Source organism: Actinomadura coerulea (assembly GCF_014208105.1).
GTDB classification, from domain to species: domain Bacteria; phylum Actinomycetota; class Actinomycetes; order Streptosporangiales; family Streptosporangiaceae; genus Spirillospora; species Spirillospora coerulea.
This window is the reverse complement of the sequence record NZ_JACHMQ010000001.1, coordinates 3965202-3985895: the sequence shown is the minus strand read 5'-3', so window position 1 is coordinate 3985895 and position 20694 is coordinate 3965202. Positions and strand designations below refer to the sequence as shown.

Below are 20694 nucleotides of genomic sequence, written 5' to 3'. Positions count from 1 at the left end.
TCGAACTCCTAGCGTCGCCGGCATGACATCTCAACCAGGGACTCAGCGGACATGGATCATCACCGGCGCGTCGGCGGGCTTCGGCCGTGCCATCGCCGAGTGCGCGGTCGGGCGGGGCGACAACGTGGTGCTGGCCGTGCGGCGGCCGGCGTCGGTGGCCGACTTCGCGGACGCCCACCGCGACCAGGTGCTGGTCGCCGAGCTCGACGTGCGTGACACCGGGCGCGCCGGGGACGTCGTGCGGGCGGCGGTCGACCGGTTCGGTCGGGTGGACGTGCTGGTGAACAACGCCGGCCGCGGGGTCGTCGGCGCGGCAGAGGAGGTCGGCGAGGAGGAGCTTCGTGCGTCTTTGGAACTGCACCTGCTGGGTCCGGCGGCGCTCGTGCGGGCCGTCCTGCCGTACTTCCGCGAGCAGGGGTCGGGCACGATCGTGCAGATGAGCAGCCAGGGCGGGCGCATCTCCTTCCCCGGTGTCGGCGCGTACTCGGCCGGCAAGTTCGCGCTCGAAGGCTGGTCGGAGGCGCTGGCCGGCGAGGTCGCGCCGTTCGGGGTCCGGGTGATGATCGTCGAGCCGAGCCGGTTCCGCACCTCCTTCAATGCACCCGACGTGCTCGGGATCGCCGACGCAAGCACCGCCTACACCGGCCTCCTGCGGGCCGTCCGCGACGACATGGCCAGGGCCGACGGGATCCAGGAGGGCGATCCGGTACGGGCCGCGGAGATCATCGTGGACCTGGTAGCCGGTGACGAACTGCCGCTGCGCCTTCCGCTCGGACGTGAGGCGGTCGAGCGCATCGGAAGGTCCTACCGGCAGAACCTGGAGGAGCTCGAACGCTGGGCCCCCACCGCGCGTGCCGCCGACTTCCCCGGCGCCGCCGCATCCGCCCGGCCGATCTAGAGTGGCGCCATGGCCACGGACGATCTGATGGCGAGGGCGCTCGCCGCCCTCGACGAGGTCGACGGCCCGATGTCGGTCGAGGTGATCCACCGCCTCGTCGACGTCGGCGCCGCCACCGACCCCATGACCATCACGGAGGTCGCCGACCTGCTCGACATGTCGCCGCACACGCTGCGCTACTACGAGCGGATCGGGCTGGTCGAGGTGGCCCGCGACGCCAGCGGCCACCGCAGCTACGACGCGCGGGCGGTCCGGAGACTGGTCTTCCTGACCCGCATGCGCCTGTCCGGGATGGCCATGCGCGACCTCCAGCACTACATGCGGCTGGCCGACGAGGGCGACGACACCGTCCCCGAGCGCCTTGACCTGCTGCTCGAACACCGCGACACGATCCGCCGCCAGCTCAAGGAACTGACCCTGTCCCTGGCGGCGACCGAATACAAGATCGCCACCTACGGCGGCCACACCAGCCCCTCGTCAGCGGGCAAGGCCTGACCCGTCGGCACCGAACCGCGGACATGAAGCTGCAGGACATCACCTCAGAGACCGTCCGCGAGTGGATTACGCACGTCAATAATCAGGGCGCTTCCGCCTACCGCATCAAGTACTGCAAGACGGCGATCCTCAACGCCATCTTCACCACCGCTGTGAACGACGGCGTCCTCGTGTACCACCCCAGCCGCGGCGTGAAGACCGACCCGGGCCCCGAGAAAGCCGCGCCAGATCATCACGGCCGACCAGTTCGCCCGTACCTACGAGGCCTTCCCGGATGCGACCGCTCAACTCCTCGTCGAGACCGACATCGAAAGCGGTCTCCGCTGAGGCAAGCTGACCGAACTTCGCGTCAAGGACCTCGACTTCGCCACCGGCATCCTCACCGTCAGCCGCTCTGTCGTCGAACTCGTCCCCAAGCTCCATCCCGAGGGCCGCCGCTTCATCGGACGACCAAGAAGGCTCCGGCAGAGGTCACGTGGGCCGATCTGGCGTCCGCCGCGATGAGATCCGTCAGGCCAAGGCCGACAAGCTCGCATGCGAGGTCCGACCTCTCGCCGAGGACAGCTCCTACCGTTGGTAGGATTAAGTGGTGGACAGCAAGCGAACTTCCGTCAACCAGCCTCTCCGTGTCGCGAAGCGCCGCAACGCCGCGAGTGGACACAGCGCGACCGAAAAGTTGTCGGCCACCATCCGCCGCGGCCGCAAGGCTGAGATTCGCGAACAGGCCCGCAAGCTGGGCTTGTCCGATTCCGCCTACGTTGATGAGGCGATCGCGGCCAAGCTCCAACTCGATGCCCTCGCCGAGTTCGTTGACGAATTGGAAGAACGGCACGGGCCGTTCAGCGAGGACGAGATCCAGGCCGCCCTCGCCGCCTGGCCGTCTGCGCAAGATCAGTGAGTGCCGCTCGAGGCCGTCGAGCTGCAAGGCTTGGCGGGATCCTGGTACTCGACAACGACGCCATCAACAAGGCCGCCACCGACCGCAACGTTGCGATCTTCTTCGCCGCTGCGCTGCGCAAGCAGGCACGCTTGGTCACGTCCAGTGTCGTACTGACGGAGATCCTTCGCGGTTCCGACCGGGACACGAAGCTGAATCATGTGCTGTCCAGCACCAGAACGGTCGTTGAGCCTGTCACCGAGGACCTTGCACGCGCCGCCGGGAAGCTGATCGGTGACGCGGGGTTCGACTCAGCGGAGGTTGTAGAAGCCTTGGTCGCCGCGACGGCTCACATGTACGCCGACCGTGCGGAGGCGGCAGGGCAACAGCCTGATGTGCTGATCTTGACCGCCGACGCCACCCACCTGCCGGGGCTGGCAGGTGACAGGAAGGGAGTAAGAGTGCAGAACGTAAAGGACATTCGCGCTTCCTGAAATCCGATCGGCGCGGCCCCACTGGACGCTGGGGGGATGGCCGTGTCGGCGGCCCACGGTTTCGTCTGCGCGCTGGACCGTCCGCTCCGAGAAGCCGCTCAACGTCGATCCATGGCTCGACATCCGCATCGCAGATGTCAAGATCACTGGCGGCTGTCATCTGGAGCACTGCATCATCCGGTCCAGGACCGGTGGCGCGGCGCGGTCGTGGGTAGACGAGCGGGGCCGGGCACTGTTGGAGTGGACACACCGGTTCATCACCGATGCCTGGGGCTGGGATGTCCCCATCAGGGCATCCGCGACGGGGAGGCCTCGGCCGTCCCAGCCGCACGCGAAATTGAAGAAGAGAGCGGATGGCGGCCGGGGCCTATGCGTCCTCTCATGGTCATTCTCCCCCACGCCCCGGCCTGCCGCGTGCGGACGATCTGCGGCTCGAAGCGTCCCGATCACGTGGGCCATCTGTCCGCACCGGCCCGGCCTGTGTGATCACGGTCTTGGGCCGGTGCACGTGGCGGAGTTGCCGCCACCTCGCTCGTCCGGTTTTGCCGGTTATGACCCAGATGGCGATGATCTCGCCCGACAAGCCGAGCCAGGAGTGAGCCCCGGAGAGCAGGGGAGGACGGGTGAGATGGTTCGGCAGCTCCCGGAAGGGGGCGGGAGCGTGAAGCAGATGAGCCAGGACGGGTTGCTCGCCCTCCCCACCACGGTCAGCGTTGAGACCGCCGCCCGCGCCATCGGGCTAGGACGCACACGCGTCTACCAGCTCGCCCGGCAAGGCGAGTTCCCCTGCAAGGTGATCCGCATCGGCACGAGCTACCGCATCGTGACGGTCGATTTCCGCCGGCTCCTCGGCATCGAGCCGAGCTAGCGAGCCGTCCACGGAAGGTTCGGTTCCCGTCGGGGAGCCGGACCTTCCGCGCCGAGGACGCAAGATCCGTCACCGTGCTGATCTCCGCCAATGACGGCCAGAGCGTGATCGCGAAGGTTCGCAATTGAACCAGGATGCCGCCCAGGCGTGCCAGTTCCCAGTGACAAATGATCTTCAAAAGGGCGGCCAAGATCGCCTCATTGGGCTCTGGCCTGGGGAAATGAGAGAGCGGGCGACGGGAATCGAACCCGCGTAGCCAGTTTGGAAGACTGGGGCTCTACCATTGAGCTACGCCCGCTAGGCGTCTCGGGGGCCTGGGTGGGCCTCGATCGCCATCCCGTAGCGTACAGGGTTCTTGGGGTGGTCGTGCCTTCGCGGAGCGGGCGGGGGGCGAACGGGACTACACTTCTCGCGTCATCGCGTTCGGCGGTGGTTCGCGGGCTGTAGCGCAGCTTGGTAGCGCACTGGCTTTGGGTGCCAGGGGTCGTGGGTTCGAATCCCGCCAGCCCGACCGCGGGTCTCCTGCGACGCGGCGTCCGCACGCCCGTGCGGACGCCGCGTCCGGTCACGCCTGAGCCGCCAGGAGGGTGCGGGCCTCGGTCGCCGCGATGGTGATCGCCTTCGGGAGGTTCTCCGGGCGGCGGCCGCCCGCGTTCGCGACGGGGCCCTTGCCGCCCGCGCCGCCGCCGACCTCGCGGGCCGCGCCGGTCAGCAGGTCGCGGGCCTGGACTCCGGTGGACGCGCCCGCCGCTGCGACGAGCACCGCCTTGCCGTCCGACTCGGTTCCGAGGACCACCAGGCCGCGCTGGCCGCGGCGGGTGAGGACGCCGGTCGCGATCGCGCGCAGGTCCGCGCCGGTCAGGCCGGGGACGGTGTGCGCCACCAGCCAGCCGCCGGGGACGGGCTCGGCGAGGGAGCCGAGGCGGTCGGCCTCCGCGTCCAGGCGCGCTCGGTGAAGCGACGCCAGGTGCCGCTGGGTCTCCGCGAGTGTTTCGAGGCGTTGCCGGAGGCGGTCCGGGGCCTGGTCGGGGTGGACGTTCAGCAGCGCCGCGAGTTCGTTGAGCAGGTGGCGCTGGCGGTCGTGGTGGCGGAGGGCGTCGGCGCCGGTGAGGGCCTCGATGCGGCGCAGACCCGTGCCGATGGAGGACTCGCCGACGATGTGGACGGGGCCCGCCTGCGAGCCGTGGCCGACATGGGTGCCGCCGCAGAGTTCGCGGGAGGCGTCCCCGATGTCCACGATGCGGACGTCGTCGCCGTACCGCTCGCCGAACAGGGCGACCGCGCCGGCGCGCTCCGCCTCCGCCCGGGTCGCCTCCCAGACGCGCACCTCGGGGTCGTCGAGGAGGTAGTCGTTGACGAGGGTCTGGACGAGGTCGGTGTCGACGGGGGAGAAGTGCGCGAAGTCGAAGCGCAGGCGTCCGGGCTCCACGCGGGAGCCCTGCTGCGCCGCGTGGTCGCCGAGTGTGCGGCGCAGCATCGCGTGCAGGACGTGGGTGGCACTGTGCGAGCGCGCGGTGGCCGCGCGGCGGTCCGCGTCCACGATCGCCTCGGCCTCGTCGCCGGGGCGGACCTCGCCGTCCGCGACGCGGACGGTGTGGACGTGCAGGCCGTCCAGTCCCGGGCGGGTGTCGACCACCTCCAGCGTCGCGCCGGACGTGCGGATCGTGCCGGTGTCGCCGACCTGGCCGCCCGACTCCGCGTAGAACGGGCTGCGGGTCAGGATCACCTCCAGTTCGTCGCCCTTGGCCGCGGCGGGTACCTCGCCGTCGGGGCCGAGGAGGGCGCCGATCCGTGTTTCCGCTGTTTCGGAGGAGTGGCCGACGAAGTCGGTGAGGCCGTGCGCCGCGGTGACGCGGCGGTAGAGGTCCTGCCGCGCGACCGCGCCGCCCTTGCGGCCCTGTCCGGCGCGGTGCGCCTGGCGGCGCTGCGCTTCGAGGAGCTCGGTGAACGCGTCCTCGTCGACCGTGAGGCCGGCCGAGCGTGCCGCGTCGACCGTCAGGTCGATCGGGAAGCCGTAGGTGTCGTGCAGCTCGAACGCCGTCCGCCCGGAGATGGCGGTGGCGGCGCGGCCGATCGCCGCGTCGAGGAGCTGGGAGCCCTGGCGCAGCGTCCGCTCGAACGCCTCCTCTTCGGCCCCGACGACCTGCTCGATGAGCTCGGACCGCCGGGCCAGCTCCGGCCAGGCGTCGCCGAGGTTGCCGACGACGCTGGAGGTCAGCGCGGGCAGGGTGGGGCCGTCGATGCCGAGCCTGCGCGCGTGCCGGATCGCGCGGCGCATCAGGCGGCGCAGGACGTAGCCGCGGCCGTCGCGGGCGGGCATGACGCCGTCCGCGATGAGGAACGCGACCGAGCGGGAGTGTTCCGCGACGACGCGGAAGGACGTCGAGTCGTCGCTGCCGTCGCGGCCCGGGTAGGCGCGGCCCGCCATCTCCTGGACGAGACGGAGCGTCGGCGCGAGCAGGTCCGTCTCGCACACCGTGTCCACGCCCTGCAGCACCGCCGCGAGCCGGTCGAGACCGAGCCCCGTGTCGATGTTCCGTGAGGGGAGTTCGCCGAGGATCGGGTAGTCGTCCTTGCCGGAGCCCTCCCCACGGAGGTTCTGCATGAAGACGAGGTTCCAGAGTTCCTGGTACCGCTCGCCGTCCACTGCGGGTCCGCCTTCGCGGCCGAAGGACGGCCCCCGGTCGTAGTGCAGTTCGGAGGACGGTCCGCAGGGGCCGGGGACGCCCATCGACCAGTAGTTGTCCTCCATGCCGAGCCGCTGGATCCGCTCAGAGGGGACGCCCACGCGCCGCCAGAGCCGGACGGCCTCGTCGTCGTCCAGGTACACGGTGACCCAGAGGCGTCGCGGGTCGAGGTTGTAGTGGCGGGTGAGCAGCTCCCACGCCCAGGCGGTCGCCTCCGCCTTGAAGTAGTCGCCGAAGGAGAAGTTGCCGAGCATCTCGAAGAACGTGGCGTGCCGCGTGGTGCGGCCCACGTTCTCGATGTCGGACGTGCGCGCGCACTTCTGCACCGACACGGCGCGCGGGTGGTCGGGCGTGGTCTCGCCCAGGAAGTACGGCTTGAACTGGTTCATGCCCGCGTTCGCCAGCAGCAGCGTGGGATCGGAGGGGATCAGCGGGCTGGACGGTACGACGCGGTGGTCGCGCTCCTGGAAGAAGCCCAGGAAGGTCGAGCGGATGTCAGTCGAGCGCATGGGACGGCCTCACGAGGTCGATGGGATGAAGGCGCACACCGCCGAGCCGGGCCGGGCACGTCTGCGCGTTCCCCAGCTCGGCGCGGCTAGCTCGCCGTCCCACCTCGTGAATGACCATCGCCGTCCACGCTACCGGTGCGCGCCGTCCCCCTGCACGTCCATTTGGCGGGCGTCGTAGTCGGCGCGGGCGGCGTCGATCTGGGCGAGGTGGTCCTCGGCCCAGGCGACGAAGGTGCCGGCCGCGTCCATCAGCGTCGCGCCCAGCGGTGTGAGCGAGTACTCCACGCGGGGCGGCACCACGGGGTAGACGGTCCGGACGACGATGCCGTCGCGCTCCAGGCCGCGCAGCGTGACGGTGAGCATCCGCTGGCTGATGCCGTCGATCTCGCGCTTCAGCTCGGTGAACCGTTTGGTGCGTTCGCCGAGCACCGCGATGACCTGCAGCGACCACTTGTCGCCGATGCGGTCGAGGATCTCGCGGGCGCGGCAGCCGAGGGCGGTGTGCTCCATTGGTTCCCTCCAGGTGACCGGGGCAGAAAAAAGTGCCTTCTTGTGGCGGTCGTCGGGTTGTCCGCACCATGGAAGCGGTTCCTGAAAGGAACTGCCTTACCTTCCATAACCGTAGGAGACACCATGACGGCCCAGCTTGTCGAGATCCCCGGCTACGTCGCCGGGACCTGGACCATCGACCCCCTGCACTCCGGGGTCGGCTTCACCGTCCGGCACCTGATGGTCAGCCGGGTCCGCGGGCGGTTCGGGACGTTCGAGGGGACGATCGTGACCGGCGCCGACCCGCTCGCCTCGTCGGTGACCGCGACCGTCGACCTGGCGTCGGTCGACACCGGCAACGCCCAGCGCGACGAGCACGTGAGGTCCGCCGACTTCCTGGACGTCGCCAGGTATCCGGCCATGTCCTACCGCTCCACCGGCGTGCGCCGCGACGGCGAGGACTTCGTGCTGGACGGCGAGCTGTCGCTGCGCGGCCTCACCCGGGAGGTCCCGCTCCGGCTGGAGATCGGCGGCTTCGGTCCCGACCCGTTCCGGGAGGACGACCCGTTCAAGGGCGCCCGCGCCGGATTCACCGCGACGGGCGAGATCAGCCGCCTGGAGTTCGGTGTGGGCGCGGCGACGACCGCGGCGGGCGGCGGGCTCGCGCTGAGCGACAAGATCCAGATCGTCCTGGAGATCGAGGCGGTCCGCCAGGACGGCTGAGCCGCGTGGACCGGAGGGCGGTGCTCCTCAGCCGCCGAGCAGGGAGGGGAGCGCGTCCAGCGTCGTGATGCGCGCGACGTCCAGGGGGCCGGGGGACGGGCCGCCGGAGCGGTCGAGCCACACGCCGGTGAGGCCCGCGGCGGCGGCGCCCTGCGCGTCGGTGACGAGCCGGTCGCCGACGTAGGCGGCGGCGTGCGGTTCGGCGCCGAGGGCCGCGCAGGCCGCCAGGAAGATCCCGGCGGCGGGCTTGGCGGCGCCCGCCTCGCTGGAGGCGACGACGACGGGGAGCCGGGCGGCGAAACCGATCCGTTCGACCTTCAGGCGCTGCTGCGCGGCGTCCCCGTTGGTGATCACCCCGAGCCGCAGACCGCGTGCCGCGAGGGCGTCGAGCGCCGGTTCCGCGTCCGGGAACGGGCGCCAGGCGGCCTCGTAGCGCGCGACGAACCCGGCCAGCCAGGCGTCGGCGCGGGCGTCGTCCCAGTCGCCGAGGCCGAGCTCGCGGGCGAGGGTGACGATCCGGAGGCGGCGCTGCCCGGCGAAGGTCAGCTCGCCCGCCAGATACCGGTCGACGGCCTCCTCGGTCAGCTCCGCCCAGCGCGCGGCGAGCGCCGCCGGGTCCTCGTCCGGGAACATCCCGACGACGGCCCGGCGCGCGGCGCCCTCGTGGTCGAGGAGCGTCCCGTCCAAGTCGAACAGCACCGCCGAGATCATGAGAGGAACGCGCTGAGCGCGGCGGTCAGCTCGGCCGGCGCGTCCTCCTGCACCAGGTGCCCGGCCCCCTCGACCGTGTGGAGGCGTGCCCCGGGGACGAGCGCGGCCAGCTCGCGGCCCTTGGCGGCGGGGATCCACGTGTCCTCGGCGCCCCAGCAGACGAGGACCGGCAGGTCCAGCTCGCCGTAGCGGCCCTGGACGTCGCCGGCGCGGCTCCGGTACGTCCTGCCCAGCGCCCAGTCGTGCAAGAAAGCTCCTCGTGTCGTCCGTCCGGTGCGGTCTGGGGCACCTTGGCCTTTCCCATGATGGACGACCCGCGCGCCACGGCCGACAAGCCTCCACGGTTCGGGGCTCGGGAAGGGGCGGGCCCCTGACCGGCGTCCGGTTGGTCAGGGGCCCGAAGTCTCGGCTGTCTGAGGGGCTGGGAGTACCCCTTCTGCGAACAGCTCAGCCGAGACCGCTCTTGATCGCGGTGATCAGTTCACCGCCCGTCGTGTCGCCGCTGAGTTCCCAGAAGAAGGCGCCGCCGAGACCCTGGTCTCCGGCGAAGCCCATCTTCCCGCGGATGGTGGACGGGGTGTCGTAGCTCCACCACTCGCTGCCGCACTTGCCGTAGGCGGTCCCGGCGACCGTGCTCGTCGCGGGGCACTTGCCCTTCAGGACCTTGTAGTCCTCGATGCCGGCCTCGTAGGTGCCGGGCGCGGCGCCGGTCGCGGTGCCGCCCGGCTCGGACTGGGTGACGCCCGTCCAGCCGCGGCCGTAGAAGCCGATCCCGAGCAGCAGCTTGTTCGCCGGCACGCCCTTGGCCCTGAGCTTGGAGATCGTGTCGGTGCTGTTGAAGCCCTCGTGCGGGATGCCCGGGTAGGACGTGAGGGGCGAGTGCGGCGCCGTCGGTCCCTTGGCGTCCCAGGCGCCGAAGTAGTCGTAGGTCATGGGGTTGTACCAGTCGACGTACTGGGCGGCGCCCCCGTAGTCGGTGACGTCCATCTTGCCGCCGTCGCTCGCGTCCGCGGTGATCGCGGCGGTCACGAGGTCGCCGGACCCGAACTTGGCGCGCACGGCCGCCATGAGCTTCCTGAACGCGTCCGGTCCGCTCGTGTCGCAGGTCAGGCCGCAGGCGTTCGGGTACTCCCAGTCGATGTCGATGCCGTCGAAGACGTCGGCCCAGCGCGGGTCCTCGACCAGGTTGTAGCAGGACTCGGCGAACGCGGCCGGGTTCTGGGCGGCCTGGCCGAAGCCGCCGGACCAGGTCCAGCCGCCGAACGACCAAAGGATCTTCAGGTCCGGGTGCAGCTTCTTCAGCTTGCGCAGCTGGTTGAAGTTGCCGCGCAGGGGCTGGTCCCAGTTGTCGGCGACGCCGTCGACGCTCTGGTCGGCGGTGTAGGCCTTGTCGTAGTCGGCGTAGGAGTCGCCGATCGCGCACCGGCCGCCCGTGACGTTGCCGAACGCGTAGTTGATGTGCGTCAGCTTGGCGGCCGAGCCGCTCGTCTCGACGTTCTTGACGTGGTAGTTGCGCTGGTAGACGCCCCAGTTGGTGAAGTAGCCGACGACCTTGTCCCCGCCGCCTCCGGGGTTGCCGCCGCCCTCGTCGGTGGTGGCCGACACGGGGGCCGACGCGGAGGAGGTGTTCCCGGCGGCGTCCTTGGCCTTGACGGTGAAGGTGTAGGCGGTCTTGGCCGACAGCCCGCCGACGGTCGTGCTGGTGCCGGTCACCGACGCGGCCTTGGCCGAGCCGTTGTAGACGTCGTAGCCGGTGACGCCGACGTTGTCGGTTGACGCGTTCCACGCCAGCGACACGCTGGTGGCGGTCTTGCCGGTGGAGCGGAGGCCGGACGGGGCCGAGGGGGCCTCGGTGTCCTTCTCGGGGGGCGTGGAGCCGTCGCAGGTCGCGCCGTTGATCTTGCAGCCGGTGAACCAGCCGGATCCGGTGCCGCCGAACCCGAAGCTGGTGGTCGCGCCCGCGGCGATCGTGCCGTTCCAGCCGGTGTTGGCGAACGTGTAGTGGTTCCCGGAGACGGTCTTGGTGGCGTTCCAGACGTTGCCGACCGACGTCCCGGACGGCAGGTCCGCCTCCAGCTTCCAGCTGCTGATCGCCGAGCCGGTGCCGTTGGTGATGGTGCAGTTGCCGTCGAAGCCGGTGCCCCAGTCCGAGGTCTTCTTGCAGGCGGCGGTGACCGCCTCCGCCGACGACGCCGGGGGCGCCGTGAGCAGGGCCGTGGCCGCCGCCAGTGTCGCTGCGCCGGCGAGCGCGATGGCCCGCCGTCCGCCCGGTCGTGACATGGTTCTCCGTTCGGTTCGGCCCCCGAAGCAAACACGAATCCCCGTCAATTCTTAGGAAAGTTTCCTAAGAATTGCGCCGATCGTAACCGCGCCGAAGGGCGCCGACAAGGGCCTCCGGGGCGGCCGCGAAGCCCCCCGCGAGTGGTCTAAGCGACTGCCTGGACTCATACGGTCACCGGCCGCCGAGAAAAAGTCAGGGCGCGCCGAACCATCCCGGCATGTCGAGGCGCCACAGGTCGGCGGGCGTCATCCGGCGCAGATCGTCCTCCAGGGCTCGCAGGCGCTCGGCGCCGAGCGTCCGGACCCAGTCGCCCCGGATCCGCTCGAAGGCGCGCTCGGACCGGACGAGGGAGTCCACGGCCCGCGGGGTCAGCCGGACGATCTTCCGGCGGGCGTCCCGCGGGTCGGCCCCGCGCGCCAGGTAGCCCGCCCGCTCCAGCGACTCCACCATCTTGCCCGCGGCCTGCTTGGACACCCCGAGCCGGCGGCCGAGCTCCACCGCCGTCGTGCCGTCCGGGCCGATGGCCTGGAAGACGAAGCCGTGCATCGGCCGCAGCTCCGGGTGCCCCTCCCGGGCCAGTTCGGCGTGCAGCTCGTCGATGATCATGCGGAACGCCAGGAAGAGCCGCAGCGGCAGCTCGAATCCGGGCGCGTCCCGCGGCCCGCCGTCACTTGACATGAAAGACAACCTCGTTGACTATATGGACAACCACATTGTCTAACTTAGGGGACGGGGAGCCATGACGCTCATCCGCAACGCTGAGAGCCGCCGGACCGAGACGCCGAACGGCGTGATGACCACGGCCGCCACGCCGACCCAGGGCGGCACCCAGGGGATCGCCGTCTGGCGCGTGAAGGGGACGCCGGGCAAGACCGGTCCGCTGCACGCGTTCGACACCGAGCAGGTGTGGACGTTCCTCGGCGGCGACGCCGTCGTCGACCTGGACGGCCGCAAGCTGGAGGCGGGCGCCGGCGACACCGTCGTCCTGCCCGCCGACGCGCCCCGCCAGATCACGGCCGGGGGCACCGGGTTCAGCGCCGTCGTCGCCGCCCGCGCGGGCTGCCGCGCCTACGACCCGGAAGCCCTGGTGGACGAGACCCGGTGCGCCATCGCGCCCCAGGGCGACGAGCGGATCGTCCCGCCCTGGGCCGAGTGACCGAAGATCCCGGGGATCAGGCGCCCAGATAGGCCAGGACGGCGAGGACGCGGCGGTTGTCGTCCTCGGACTGCGGCAGCCCGAGCTTGCCGAAGATGCTGTTGGTGTGCTTGCTGATCGCCTTCTCGGTCACGAACAGCTTCGCGGCGATCGCGGCGTTCGAGCGGCCCTCCGCCATCAGCCCGAGCACCTCGCGCTCGCGGGGGGTGAGCTGCTGCAGCGGCTCCTCACGGGCGTGCCGGGTGAGCAGCTGGGCCACCACGTCCGGGTCGAGGGCGGTGCCGCCGCCCGCGACCCGGCGCACCGCCTCCACGAAGACCTTGACGTCCGACACGCGGTCCTTCAGCAGGTAGCCGATGCCGCCCCTGCTGTCGGACAGCAGCTCCCGCGCGTACAGCTGCTCCACGTGCTGCGACAGCACCAGGACCGGCAGGCCCGGGACCTCCTTGCGCGCGTCCAGCGCGGCCCGGAGCCCCTCGTCGGTGAACGTCGGCGGGAGCCGGACGTCGACGACCGCCACGTCCGGGCGGTGCGTGGTCAGGGCCCGCAGCAGGGAGGGCCCGTTGTCGACCGCCTCGACGACCTCGAACCCGAACGCGCCCAGCAGGCGGATCAGCCCGTCCCGGAGGAGGGCGAGGTCCTCGGCGATGACAACGCGCACGGCAGCTCCATGGTCACGACGGTCGGCCCGCCGACCGGGCTCGTCACCGCCATCGTCCCATCGAACGCCGCCAGCCTGCGCTCGATACCGCGCATTCCGCTTCCGGCCGCCGGGTCGGCGCCGCCCGTCCCGTCATCCCCGACGATCATGAGCAGCCGGTCCCCGGGGTACTCGATCTGCACCCAGGCGCGCCGCGCCGCCGAGTGCTTGACCACGTTGGCGAGCATCTCCGCCACCGCGAAGTACGCCGCCGACTCCACCGGGGCGTCGCTCCGTCCCGCCAGGTCGATCCGGACGTCGACCGGCAGCGGCAGGGTGAGCGCGAGGGCGCGCACCGCCCCGTCCAGGCCACGCTCGGCCAGGACCGGCGGATGGATGCCCCGGACGAGGTCGCGCAGCTCCGTCAGCGCCGTCCCGCTCGCCTCGCGGGCCTCGGCCAGGAGCTTCTGCGCCGTGTCCGGGTCGTGCTTCATCATCTCCTCGGCGAGGCCGATGTTCATGCTCAGCGCGACCAGCCGGGCCTGCGCGCCGTCGTGCAGGTCGCGCTCGATGCGGCGCAGCTCGGCCGCCGAGGCGTCCACCGCCTCCGAACGCGTCTCGGTGAGCCGCTCGACGCGCTCGGCCAGCGCGTCCCGCGTCGGCGCGAGCAGGGACTGGGAGAACCTGGCGTGCGCCTTCAGGAGCAGCGGTCCCACCGGGACGGACACCGCCGTCAGCGCCGCGCCCAGCACGACGGTGCCGACGAGGCCGACCGCGCCCCACTCGCCCAGCGGCCAGAAGGGGCCCCACCCGTAGTCGGTGAGCTGCGCCACCCACGGCGCCACGAACACGCCCTCCAGCCCGTAGAGCGTCATGCCGCCCGCGAGGACGCCGAGCACCAGCGCGGCCGGCACGTTCAGAAGGGACCACAGCAGGTCGCGCCATGAGGCCGGATCGGTGAGGACCCACTTCAGCCGGCCGAACACCCCTGCCTTGGCGGGCTCCGCCCGGTACGGGACGGGGATCCGCACCCCCGACCACTCGGCCGCCCAGACGCGCTGCTGGTTGGCGATCGTCCGGATCGCCTGGAACATCATCGGAGCCAGGACGACCCCGAACCCCAGCGGGATGAACGCGATCGACAGCACGGTCACGATGAACAAGGGCAGGTTCACCGCGTACGCCAGCACGATCTGGACGACCGATCGGAAGAAGCAGGCGAGGGCACGCCGCCCGTACTCGCGCAGTAGCTCGCTCACCGTTCCTCCAAGGGTTCGCCGTGGGATCTCCACCATTGTCATCGTTCGCCCCCTGGGGCTCGGTGGTGCTAGACCCCCTCTTCGTGACCGATGCGGTGGGGTTAGGCCTACCGTCATTCGAGCGTGACAAGACAACCGGCCCCGTTCCCTGGACAATGCACAGGCGACACTCAGGGGAGAAAGCGAATTCAAGCTGTGACAGCGACCATCAGCCAGACGTCCGACGGCCAGGGCCCCGGGCCCGCCCTGCGGCCCATCACCGAGCGCATCGCCGAGGAGATCGGCGTACGCGAGGGGCAGGTGCGGGTCGCGGTGGACCTGCTCGACGGCGGGGCGACCGTCCCGTTCATCGCCCGCTACCGCAAGGAGGCGACCGGCACGCTCGACGACGCCCAGCTCCGCGCGCTGGAGGAGCGGCTGCGCTACCTGCGCGAGCTGGACGAGCGCCGCGCCGCGATCCTGGAGTCGGTCGAGTCGCAGGGCAAGCTCACCGGCGAGCTGCGGGCGCAGATCATCACGGCCGACTCGAAGGCGCGGCTGGAGGACATCTACCTCCCGTACAAGCCGAAGCGCCGGACGAAGGCCCAGATCGCCCGCGAGGCCGGGCTCGAACCGCTCGCCGAGATGCTGCTCGGCGACCCGTCCCGCGACCCGCAGGCCGAGGCCGCGGCGTTCGTGGACGGGGAGAAGGGCGTCGCCGACGCGGCCGCCGCGCTGGAGGGCGCCCGCGCCATCCTGGTCGAGCGCTTCGCCGAGGACGCCGACCTCATCGGCGCGCTGCGCGAGCGGATGTGGAACCAGGGGCGCATGGTCTCGCGCGTGCGGGACGGCAAGCAGGAGTCGGGCGCCAAGTTCTCCGACTACTTCGAGTTCGCCGAGCCGTTCGCGAAGCTGCCCTCGCACCGCGTCCTCGCGCTGTTCCGGGGGGAGAAGGAGGAGGTCCTCGACCTCGACCTGGAGCCCGAGGAGGCGGGGGAGGACCCGGCCGCGCGCAGCTCCTACGAGGTGGAGATCGCCCGCCGGTTCCAGATCGCCGACCAGGGGCGCCCCGGCGACAAGTGGCTGTCGGACGCGGTCCGGTGGGCCTGGCGCACCCGGATCCTCGTCCACCTCGGCATCGACCTGCGCACCCGGCTGCGGCAGGAGGCCGAGGACGAGGCGGTCCGCGTGTTCGCCGCCAACCTGCGCGACCTCCTGCTCGCCGCGCCCGCCGGCACCCGCACGACCATGGGCCTGGACCCGGGCCTGCGCACCGGCGTCAAGGTCGCCGTGGTGGACGCGACCGGCAAGGTCGTCGCGACCGACACCATCTACCCGCACGAGCCGCGCCGCAGGTGGGACGAGTCGATCGAGACGCTCGCCACGTTGGCCCGCGAGCACCGGGTCGACCTGGTCTCGATCGGCAACGGCACCGCCTCGCGCGAGACCGACAAGCTCGCCGCCGACCTGATCGCCCGGCATCCCGACCTCGGGCTGACCAAGGTCATGGTGTCGGAGGCGGGCGCGTCGGTGTACTCGGCGTCGGAGTACGCGGGCCGCGAGCTGCCCGGCATGGACGTCTCGCTGCGCGGCGCCGTCTCCATCGCGCGCCGCCTCCAGGACCCGCTCGCCGAGCTGGTCAAGATCGACCCCAAGTCGATCGGCGTCGGCCAGTACCAGCACGACATCTCCGAGGTGAAGCTGTCGCGCTCCCTCGACGCCGTCGTCGAGGACTGCGTGAACGCCGTCGGCGTCGACGTCAACACCGCGTCCGCGCCGCTGCTCACCCGCGTGTCCGGCATCGGGGAGGGCCTCGCGGACAACATCGTCGCGCACCGCGACGCCAACGGCCCCTTCCGCAGCCGCTCCGGGCTGAAGGGCGTCCCGCGGCTCGGCCCGAAGGCGTTCGAGCAGTGCGCCGGCTTCCTGCGCATCCCCGGCGGGGACGACCCGCTCGACGCCTCCAGCGTCCACCCCGAGTCCTACCCGGTCGTCCGCCGGATCCTGGACACCGCGGGAACGGACATCAAGGCCCTCGTGGGCAACACCGCCGTCCTGCGCTCGCTCAGGCCGGCGGAGTTCGTCGACGACACCTTCGGGCTGCCGACCGTCACCGACATCCTCGCCGAGCTGGAGAAGCCCGGCCGCGACCCGCGCCCGGCGTTCCGGACCGCCACGTTCAAGGAGGGCGTCGACAAGCTCGCCGACCTCGAACCCGGCATGCTCCTGGAGGGCGTCGTCACCAACGTCGCCGCGTTCGGCGCCTTCGTGGACGTCGGCGTCCACCAGGACGGGCTCGTGCACATCTCCGCGATGTCGGACAAGTTCGTCTCCGACCCCCGCGATGTCGCCAAGCCCGGCGACATCGTCCGGGTGAAGGTCCTGGACGTCGACCTGCAGCGCAAGCGCATCTCGCTCACGCTGCGCCTGGACGACGAGCCGGGCCGCGACCAGCAGGGCGGCGGCCGGCGCGGCGAGCAGCGCGAGCAGCGCGAGCAGCGCGAGGGGGCCGCACGCCCCGGACGCGGCGGGCCCGACCGGCGCGGCCAGAACCAGCGGGGCCAGGACCAGAAGGGTCAGGACCAGCGCGGCCGGAACCAGCGCGGCGGGCAGCGCCGCGGCGGGCAGGGGGGCGGCGGCCAGGGAGGCGGCGGCGCCATGGCCGACGCGCTCCGGCGCGCCGGCCTGGACAAGGGCCTCCCCGGCAACGACAAGGGCCGTTCCGGCAAGAAGCGCTGACACCCGGCGGCGTGCAGCGGACGGCGTCCCGCGCTCAGCGCGGGGCGCCGTTCAGTTCTCGCCGAAGCCGCGCCACCGCCCGTCCGAGCCCGTCTCGGTCGGGCGCCGCGGGCGGACGGGACGCCGCGGCGCCGCCGCCTCGGGATGAGGCGCCTCGGGGTGAGGCGCCCCGGACCGGTCGGAGGGGTCCTCGCCGAGCGGGTCCTGCGCGTACGGGGAACGCTGCCGCGGCACCTGCGGCGCGTGCCGGTACGCCTGGCCGAGCCTCGGGCCGCCCAGCGCCGGCCCGCCGACCGCCGTGCCGAACGGGTCCACCGCGTCGGCGGCGTCCGCGGAGGAGCCGTCGGGCCCGTCCGGAATCGGCCGGTGCCGGGGGAACTGCAGGACGGCGACCGCGCCCAGCACCAGCGCGCCCAGTCGCATCGCCGAGTGCCCCGCGTCCCGCGGCCAGGGCTCCGCGTAGAGGAACGTGCCCATCGCCAGCAGGTAGGTCTTGGCGCTCACCGTCATCACGGTCGCCACGATCGACACCCGGCAGCGCTGGAACGCCATGACCATGATCCCGAACCCGATGGCCGCCGCCAGCACCGTCAGGTACGGCCACGGCGTCGCGGCGATGCGCAGGCTCGTGGCGTGCGGGTCGTCGCTCCACCCTTTGATCGCCAGCTCGGCGGTGCCGACCGGGAAGCCCGAGCTCAGGCCGTAGGCGATGCCGGTCACGGGGCGCGCGTGCCGGCCGTCGGGCCGGTGGTCGCCGAGGATGAGGATCAGCAGCGGGACCAGCACCGCCGGGGCGGCCACCGCGGCGATCCTCCACGGCGGCGCGTCCGCCGAGCCGATCGGCTCGTCCCCCCGCAGCGACGCGGTCAGCAGCAGGATCGCCCCGCCGATCAGCACCAGGCTGAGCCACTCGCGCGCGGTCAGCCGCTCGCCGAAGAACACCAGCGCGATCAGCAGCAGCGGCAGGATGCCGGACATGAAGATCGGTACCGCGGTGGACAGCGGCAGGTTCCCGAGCGCGAGGATCTGCAGGCCGAGCCCGCCGAGCACGATCCCGAGCGCGATCAGGAAGACCCAGTCGGTCACGATCGTCCGCACCATGTGCGGGATGCGGTTGCCCCGTACGGCGGGCATCCGGTCCGCCGCCAGCTTGAACACGGCGAACCCGAGGTAGTAGAGACCGGTCGCACTGAAGGCCGCGGCTATCCCGTTCATCCCGGACGAGTATGGGGGTCCCGGTGCTCCATGTCACTGCCTGTGCGGCGCCGCTGACTCGGATTCGCCGGGCTTGCGGGGCTCCGATGTCCGCAGACGGCGCCGCGACCCCATAGACTTGGCCGCGCGAAGGCGCGGAGCCGTATTTCGGCGTGCCCGCGCCGCCGAGAGACTGACCGGCCGAGCACCACGGCGCAGCCCGCTGCGTGGAGGCCGAGGGCTCGCACGTAAAGAGGAAGAGAACGCGTCGAACGCCGCGGCCGAGACAGCGCCCGATCAAGGAGACCGACCCCAGTGAAGACCGATGTCGAGGAGCTCACCCCCACGCGGGTCAAGCTCACCGTCGAGGTTCCGTTCGACGAGCTCAAGCCGAACCTCGACAAGGCGTACAAGGAGATCTCGCAGCAGGTGCGGATCAAGGGCTTCCGGCCCGGCAAGGTTCCCGCCCCGCTGATCGACAAGTACGTCGGCCGGGGCGCGGTCCTCCAGGAGGCGGTCAACGACGCGCTTCCCGAGCTGTACGGCCGCGCCGTCGAGGAGTCCGAGATCTTCGTGCTCGGGCAGCCCGACGTCGAGGTGACCGAACTGGAGGACGGCACCCAGTTCGCCTTCACCGCCGAGGTCGACATCCGGCCGAAGTTCGAGGTGCCCGACTACGACGGCCTTGAGGTCGTCGTCGAGGACGCCGAGGTCACCGACGAGCAGGTCGGCGAGACCATCGACAACCTCCGCGAGCGCTTCGCCTCCCTCACCGGCGCCGAGCGCGCGGCCGAGGAGGGCGACTTCGCCACCATCGACCTCGTCGCGCGGATCGACGGCGAGGAGATCGAGGACGCCTCCACCACGGGCTACTCCTACGAGGTCGGCAGCAACTCCGCGATCGAGGGCCTGGACGAGGCCATCACCGGCCTCGCCGCGGGCGAGGACAAGACCTTCACCGGCACCCTGGTCGGCGGCGAGCACGCCGGCGAGGAGGCCGAGATCACCGTCACCGTGCAGAGCGTCAAGGTGAAGAACCTGCCCGACCTGGACGACGAGTTCGCCCAGCTCGCCAGCGAGTTCGACACCATCGAGGAGCTGCGCGAGGACGTGCGCGTCCGGCTCGGGCGGCAGGTGAAGCTGCAGCAGCTGTCCGAGGCGCGCGACAAGGCCCTCGAGGCGCTCCTGGAGAAGGTCGACATCCCGCTTCCCGAGAAGGTCGTGGAAGAGGAGATCGGCCGCCGCAACCAGCAGCTGGAGCAGCAGCTCCAGATGGCGGGCATGACCCGGGACGACTACCTCGAGGAAGAGGAGAAGACCGCCGAGGAGTTCGACACCGAGGTCGCCGACGCGGCCCGGCTCGCGGTCAAGGGCGGCTTCGTGCTCGACCAGCTCGCCGTCCAGGAGGAGCTGGGCGTCGAGAACGAGGAGCTCAGCGAGTACGTCGTCTCGCAGGCGATGCAGATGGGCGTGCAGCCGCAGCAGCTCGCCGAGTACCTGACGCAGAACAACCAGCTCCCGGCGATCGTCTCGGAGGTGCTGCGCAGCAAGGCGCTGAACCTCGTGGTCGAGCACGTCACGGTCAAGGACGAGTCGGGCAACGAGATCGACGTCGACGCCGTGCAGCGCGAGCTGAACGGCGAGACCGCCCAGGCCGAGGACGCCGCCGAGGAGGCGGCCGACACGCAGGCCGAGGGCGGCCCGACGCAGGAGGCCCCCGAGGAGACGGCTGAGGCCGCCGCTGAGGAGGCCCCGGCCGCCGAGGCTGCCGACGAGCAGGCCGCCAAGGGCAAGGACGCCTAGAGCTTTCTGGACGTCCGTGAGGCACCGGGCACGCCCCGCATCCGTACGACGGGTGCGGGGCGTGCGCGTGAGCGGGGCCCGCGGGGCCGGGAGCGGCGGTGAAGATCGCACGCGTCCCGCGCGTCGCCGGGGCCGCGCCGGGTACGCCCCTGGCGAAAAGCCGGGCCCCCGGGCGTGAGTGGGCCCGTGAGCGCGTTAATGTCCAATCATCCGAACCGATTAAAAGGACCGGAGGAACACCCGGTGAGCATGCCTCCGACTTTCCACGAGTCGTCGCGGATCCAGGCGCGGGTCGCCGAGGCGCCCCTGTTGCCTCTGGGCGACCAGCTGTTCCAGCGGCTGCTGCGCGAGCGCATCGTCTTCCTCGGCCAGCAGGTCGACGACGACATCGCCAACCGCATCTGCGCCGAACTCCTGCTGCTGTCGGCCGAGGACGGCCGCCGCGACATCACGCTCTACATCAACTCGCCAGGCGGCTCCGTCACCGCCGGCATGGCGATCTACGACATCATGCAGTACGTCCCGAACGACGTGGTCACGGTCGGCATGGGCCTGGCCGCCTCGATGGGCCAGTTCCTGCTGTGCGCGGGCGCCCGGGGCAAGCGCTACGCCCTGCCGCACGCGCGGATCATGATGCACCAGCCGTCCGGCGGCATCGGCGGCACCGCCTCCGACATCAAGATCCAGGCCGAGCAGATGCTGTACGTGAAGAAGACGCTCGCCGAGAAGATCGCCGAGCACACCGGCCAGGAACTCGACCAGATCGAGCGCGACTCCGACCGGGACCGCTGGTTCACCGCCGACGAGGCCAAGGACTACGGGTTCGTCGACCACGTCGTGCTCAGCGCCACCCAGGTGCCCTCCGAGGGCCCCGTCTCCTGACGACCTCACA

Annotated in this window: 19 protein-coding genes and 2 tRNA genes; 11 read left to right on the top strand and 10 right to left on the bottom strand. The window is 71.4% G+C overall.

Annotated elements, in window-relative coordinates:
* Nucleotides 1–22 precede the first annotated feature (22 nt).
* The 5 genes from BKA00_RS18290 (at nt 23) to BKA00_RS18270 (ending at nt 3632) form a co-directional block, all read left to right on the top strand.
* Nucleotides 23–898 carry an SDR family NAD(P)-dependent oxidoreductase gene (locus BKA00_RS18290; protein ID WP_185026593.1) on the top strand — a complete coding sequence of 292 codons (876 nt, stop codon included), beginning with the start codon at nt 23–25 and terminating at the stop codon, nt 896–898.
* Between the two features lie 9 nt (nt 899–907).
* The gene (locus BKA00_RS18285; RefSeq protein WP_185026591.1) at nt 908–1393 is read left to right on the top strand and encodes a MerR family transcriptional regulator; all 486 of its coding nucleotides are present in this window, start codon (nt 908–910) and stop codon (nt 1391–1393) included.
* A gap of 589 nt (nt 1394–1982) precedes the next feature.
* Nucleotides 1983–2291 carry a hypothetical protein gene (locus BKA00_RS18280; protein ID WP_185026590.1) on the top strand — a complete coding sequence of 103 codons (309 nt, stop codon included), beginning with the start codon at nt 1983–1985 and terminating at the stop codon, nt 2289–2291.
* Nucleotides 2288–2764 (top strand): PIN domain-containing protein, encoded by a 477-nt coding sequence (locus BKA00_RS18275; RefSeq protein WP_185026589.1) that lies wholly within the window; start codon nt 2288–2290, stop codon nt 2762–2764. The genes BKA00_RS18280 and BKA00_RS18275 overlap by 4 nt, the downstream gene beginning before the upstream one ends.
* A 670-nt stretch (nt 2765–3434) precedes the next feature.
* The gene (locus BKA00_RS18270; RefSeq protein ID WP_185034415.1) at nt 3435–3632 is read left to right on the top strand and encodes a helix-turn-helix domain-containing protein; all 198 of its coding nucleotides are present in this window, start codon (nt 3435–3437) and stop codon (nt 3630–3632) included.
* A 227-nt stretch (nt 3633–3859) separates the two neighbouring features.
* Here BKA00_RS18270 and BKA00_RS18265 read toward each other — a convergent pair.
* A tRNA-Gly gene (locus BKA00_RS18265) sits at nt 3860–3930 on the bottom strand.
* Between the two features lie 139 nt (nt 3931–4069).
* Between BKA00_RS18265 and BKA00_RS18260 the strand changes: the two genes are divergently transcribed.
* Nucleotides 4070–4143, top strand: a tRNA-Pro gene (locus BKA00_RS18260).
* Nucleotides 4144–4197: 54 nt separating this feature from the next.
* Here BKA00_RS18260 and alaS read toward each other — a convergent pair.
* Nucleotides 4198–6828, bottom strand: coding sequence for an alanine--tRNA ligase (gene alaS / locus BKA00_RS18255; protein WP_185026588.1), 2631 nt, complete (start codon nt 6826–6828; stop codon nt 4198–4200).
* A gap of 129 nt (nt 6829–6957) precedes the next feature.
* A complete protein-coding gene (locus BKA00_RS18250; protein WP_185026587.1) occupies nt 6958–7338 on the bottom strand; it encodes a winged helix-turn-helix transcriptional regulator in 381 nt (126 codons plus the stop codon).
* Nucleotides 7339–7461: 123 nt separating this feature from the next.
* On the opposite strand from BKA00_RS18250, the gene BKA00_RS18245 reads away from it, so the two are divergent.
* The gene (locus BKA00_RS18245) at nt 7462–8040 is read left to right on the top strand and encodes a YceI family protein (protein ID WP_185026586.1); all 579 of its coding nucleotides are present in this window, start codon (nt 7462–7464) and stop codon (nt 8038–8040) included.
* Nucleotides 8041–8067: 27 nt separating this feature from the next.
* Here BKA00_RS18245 and BKA00_RS18240 read toward each other — a convergent pair whose 3' ends face one another.
* The 4 genes from BKA00_RS18240 to BKA00_RS18225 all read right to left on the bottom strand — a co-directional run bounded on the left by BKA00_RS18240 (nt 8068) and on the right by BKA00_RS18225 (nt 11710).
* Nucleotides 8068–8739, bottom strand: a complete 672-nt coding sequence (locus BKA00_RS18240) for an HAD-IA family hydrolase (RefSeq protein ID WP_221493199.1) — start codon at nt 8737–8739, stop codon at nt 8068–8070.
* An 8-nt stretch (nt 8740–8747) separates the two neighbouring features.
* Entirely contained in the window at nt 8748–8999 is a 252-nt protein-coding gene (locus BKA00_RS18235) for an alpha/beta fold hydrolase (protein WP_221493198.1), read from the bottom strand.
* Between the two features lie 199 nt (nt 9000–9198).
* A complete protein-coding gene (locus BKA00_RS18230; protein ID WP_185026584.1) occupies nt 9199–11031 on the bottom strand; it encodes a glycosyl hydrolase family 18 protein in 1833 nt (610 codons plus the stop codon).
* 193 nt (nt 11032–11224) lie between these two features.
* On the bottom strand, nt 11225–11710 hold the full coding sequence (locus tag BKA00_RS18225; RefSeq protein ID WP_185026583.1) for a MarR family winged helix-turn-helix transcriptional regulator: 486 nt from the start codon (nt 11708–11710) through the stop codon (nt 11225–11227).
* 61 nt (nt 11711–11771) lie between these two features.
* Here BKA00_RS18225 and BKA00_RS18220 point away from each other — a divergent pair, with 61 nt between their 5' ends.
* Nucleotides 11772–12188 (top strand): cupin domain-containing protein, encoded by a 417-nt coding sequence (locus BKA00_RS18220; RefSeq protein WP_185026581.1) that lies wholly within the window; start codon nt 11772–11774, stop codon nt 12186–12188.
* 16 nt (nt 12189–12204) lie between these two features.
* Here the strand turns inward: BKA00_RS18220 and BKA00_RS18215 are convergent, their stop codons facing one another.
* Together BKA00_RS18215 and BKA00_RS18210 are read right to left on the bottom strand one after the other, a co-directional pair.
* Nucleotides 12205–12849, bottom strand: a complete 645-nt coding sequence (locus BKA00_RS18215; protein WP_185026579.1) for a LuxR C-terminal-related transcriptional regulator — start codon at nt 12847–12849, stop codon at nt 12205–12207.
* Nucleotides 12801–14087, bottom strand: coding sequence for a sensor histidine kinase (locus BKA00_RS18210; RefSeq protein WP_230298538.1), 1287 nt, complete (start codon nt 14085–14087; stop codon nt 12801–12803). Before BKA00_RS18210 ends, BKA00_RS18215 begins: the two co-directional genes overlap by 49 nt.
* Before the next feature lie 195 nt (nt 14088–14282).
* Here BKA00_RS18210 and BKA00_RS18205 point away from each other — a divergent pair, with 195 nt between their 5' ends.
* Complete coding sequence (locus BKA00_RS18205; RefSeq protein ID WP_185026578.1) at nt 14283–16805, top strand: Tex family protein; 2523 nt, start codon at nt 14283–14285, stop codon at nt 16803–16805.
* Nucleotides 16806–16856: 51 nt separating this feature from the next.
* Here BKA00_RS18205 and BKA00_RS18200 read toward each other — a convergent pair whose 3' ends face one another.
* Complete coding sequence (locus BKA00_RS18200) at nt 16857–18020, bottom strand: hypothetical protein (RefSeq protein WP_185026576.1); 1164 nt, start codon at nt 18018–18020, stop codon at nt 16857–16859.
* Between the two features lie 294 nt (nt 18021–18314).
* Here BKA00_RS18200 and tig point away from each other — a divergent pair, with 294 nt between their 5' ends.
* Both tig and BKA00_RS18190 read left to right on the top strand, forming a co-directional pair.
* Nucleotides 18315–19802: a trigger factor gene (gene tig / locus BKA00_RS18195; protein ID WP_185026574.1), complete on the top strand. Its 1488-nt coding sequence runs from the start codon at nt 18315–18317 to the stop codon at nt 19800–19802.
* 249 nt (nt 19803–20051) lie between these two features.
* Nucleotides 20052–20684, top strand: a complete 633-nt coding sequence (locus tag BKA00_RS18190) for a ClpP family protease (RefSeq protein ID WP_230298577.1) — start codon at nt 20052–20054, stop codon at nt 20682–20684.
* The last annotated feature ends 10 nt before the right edge of the window (nt 20685–20694 follow it).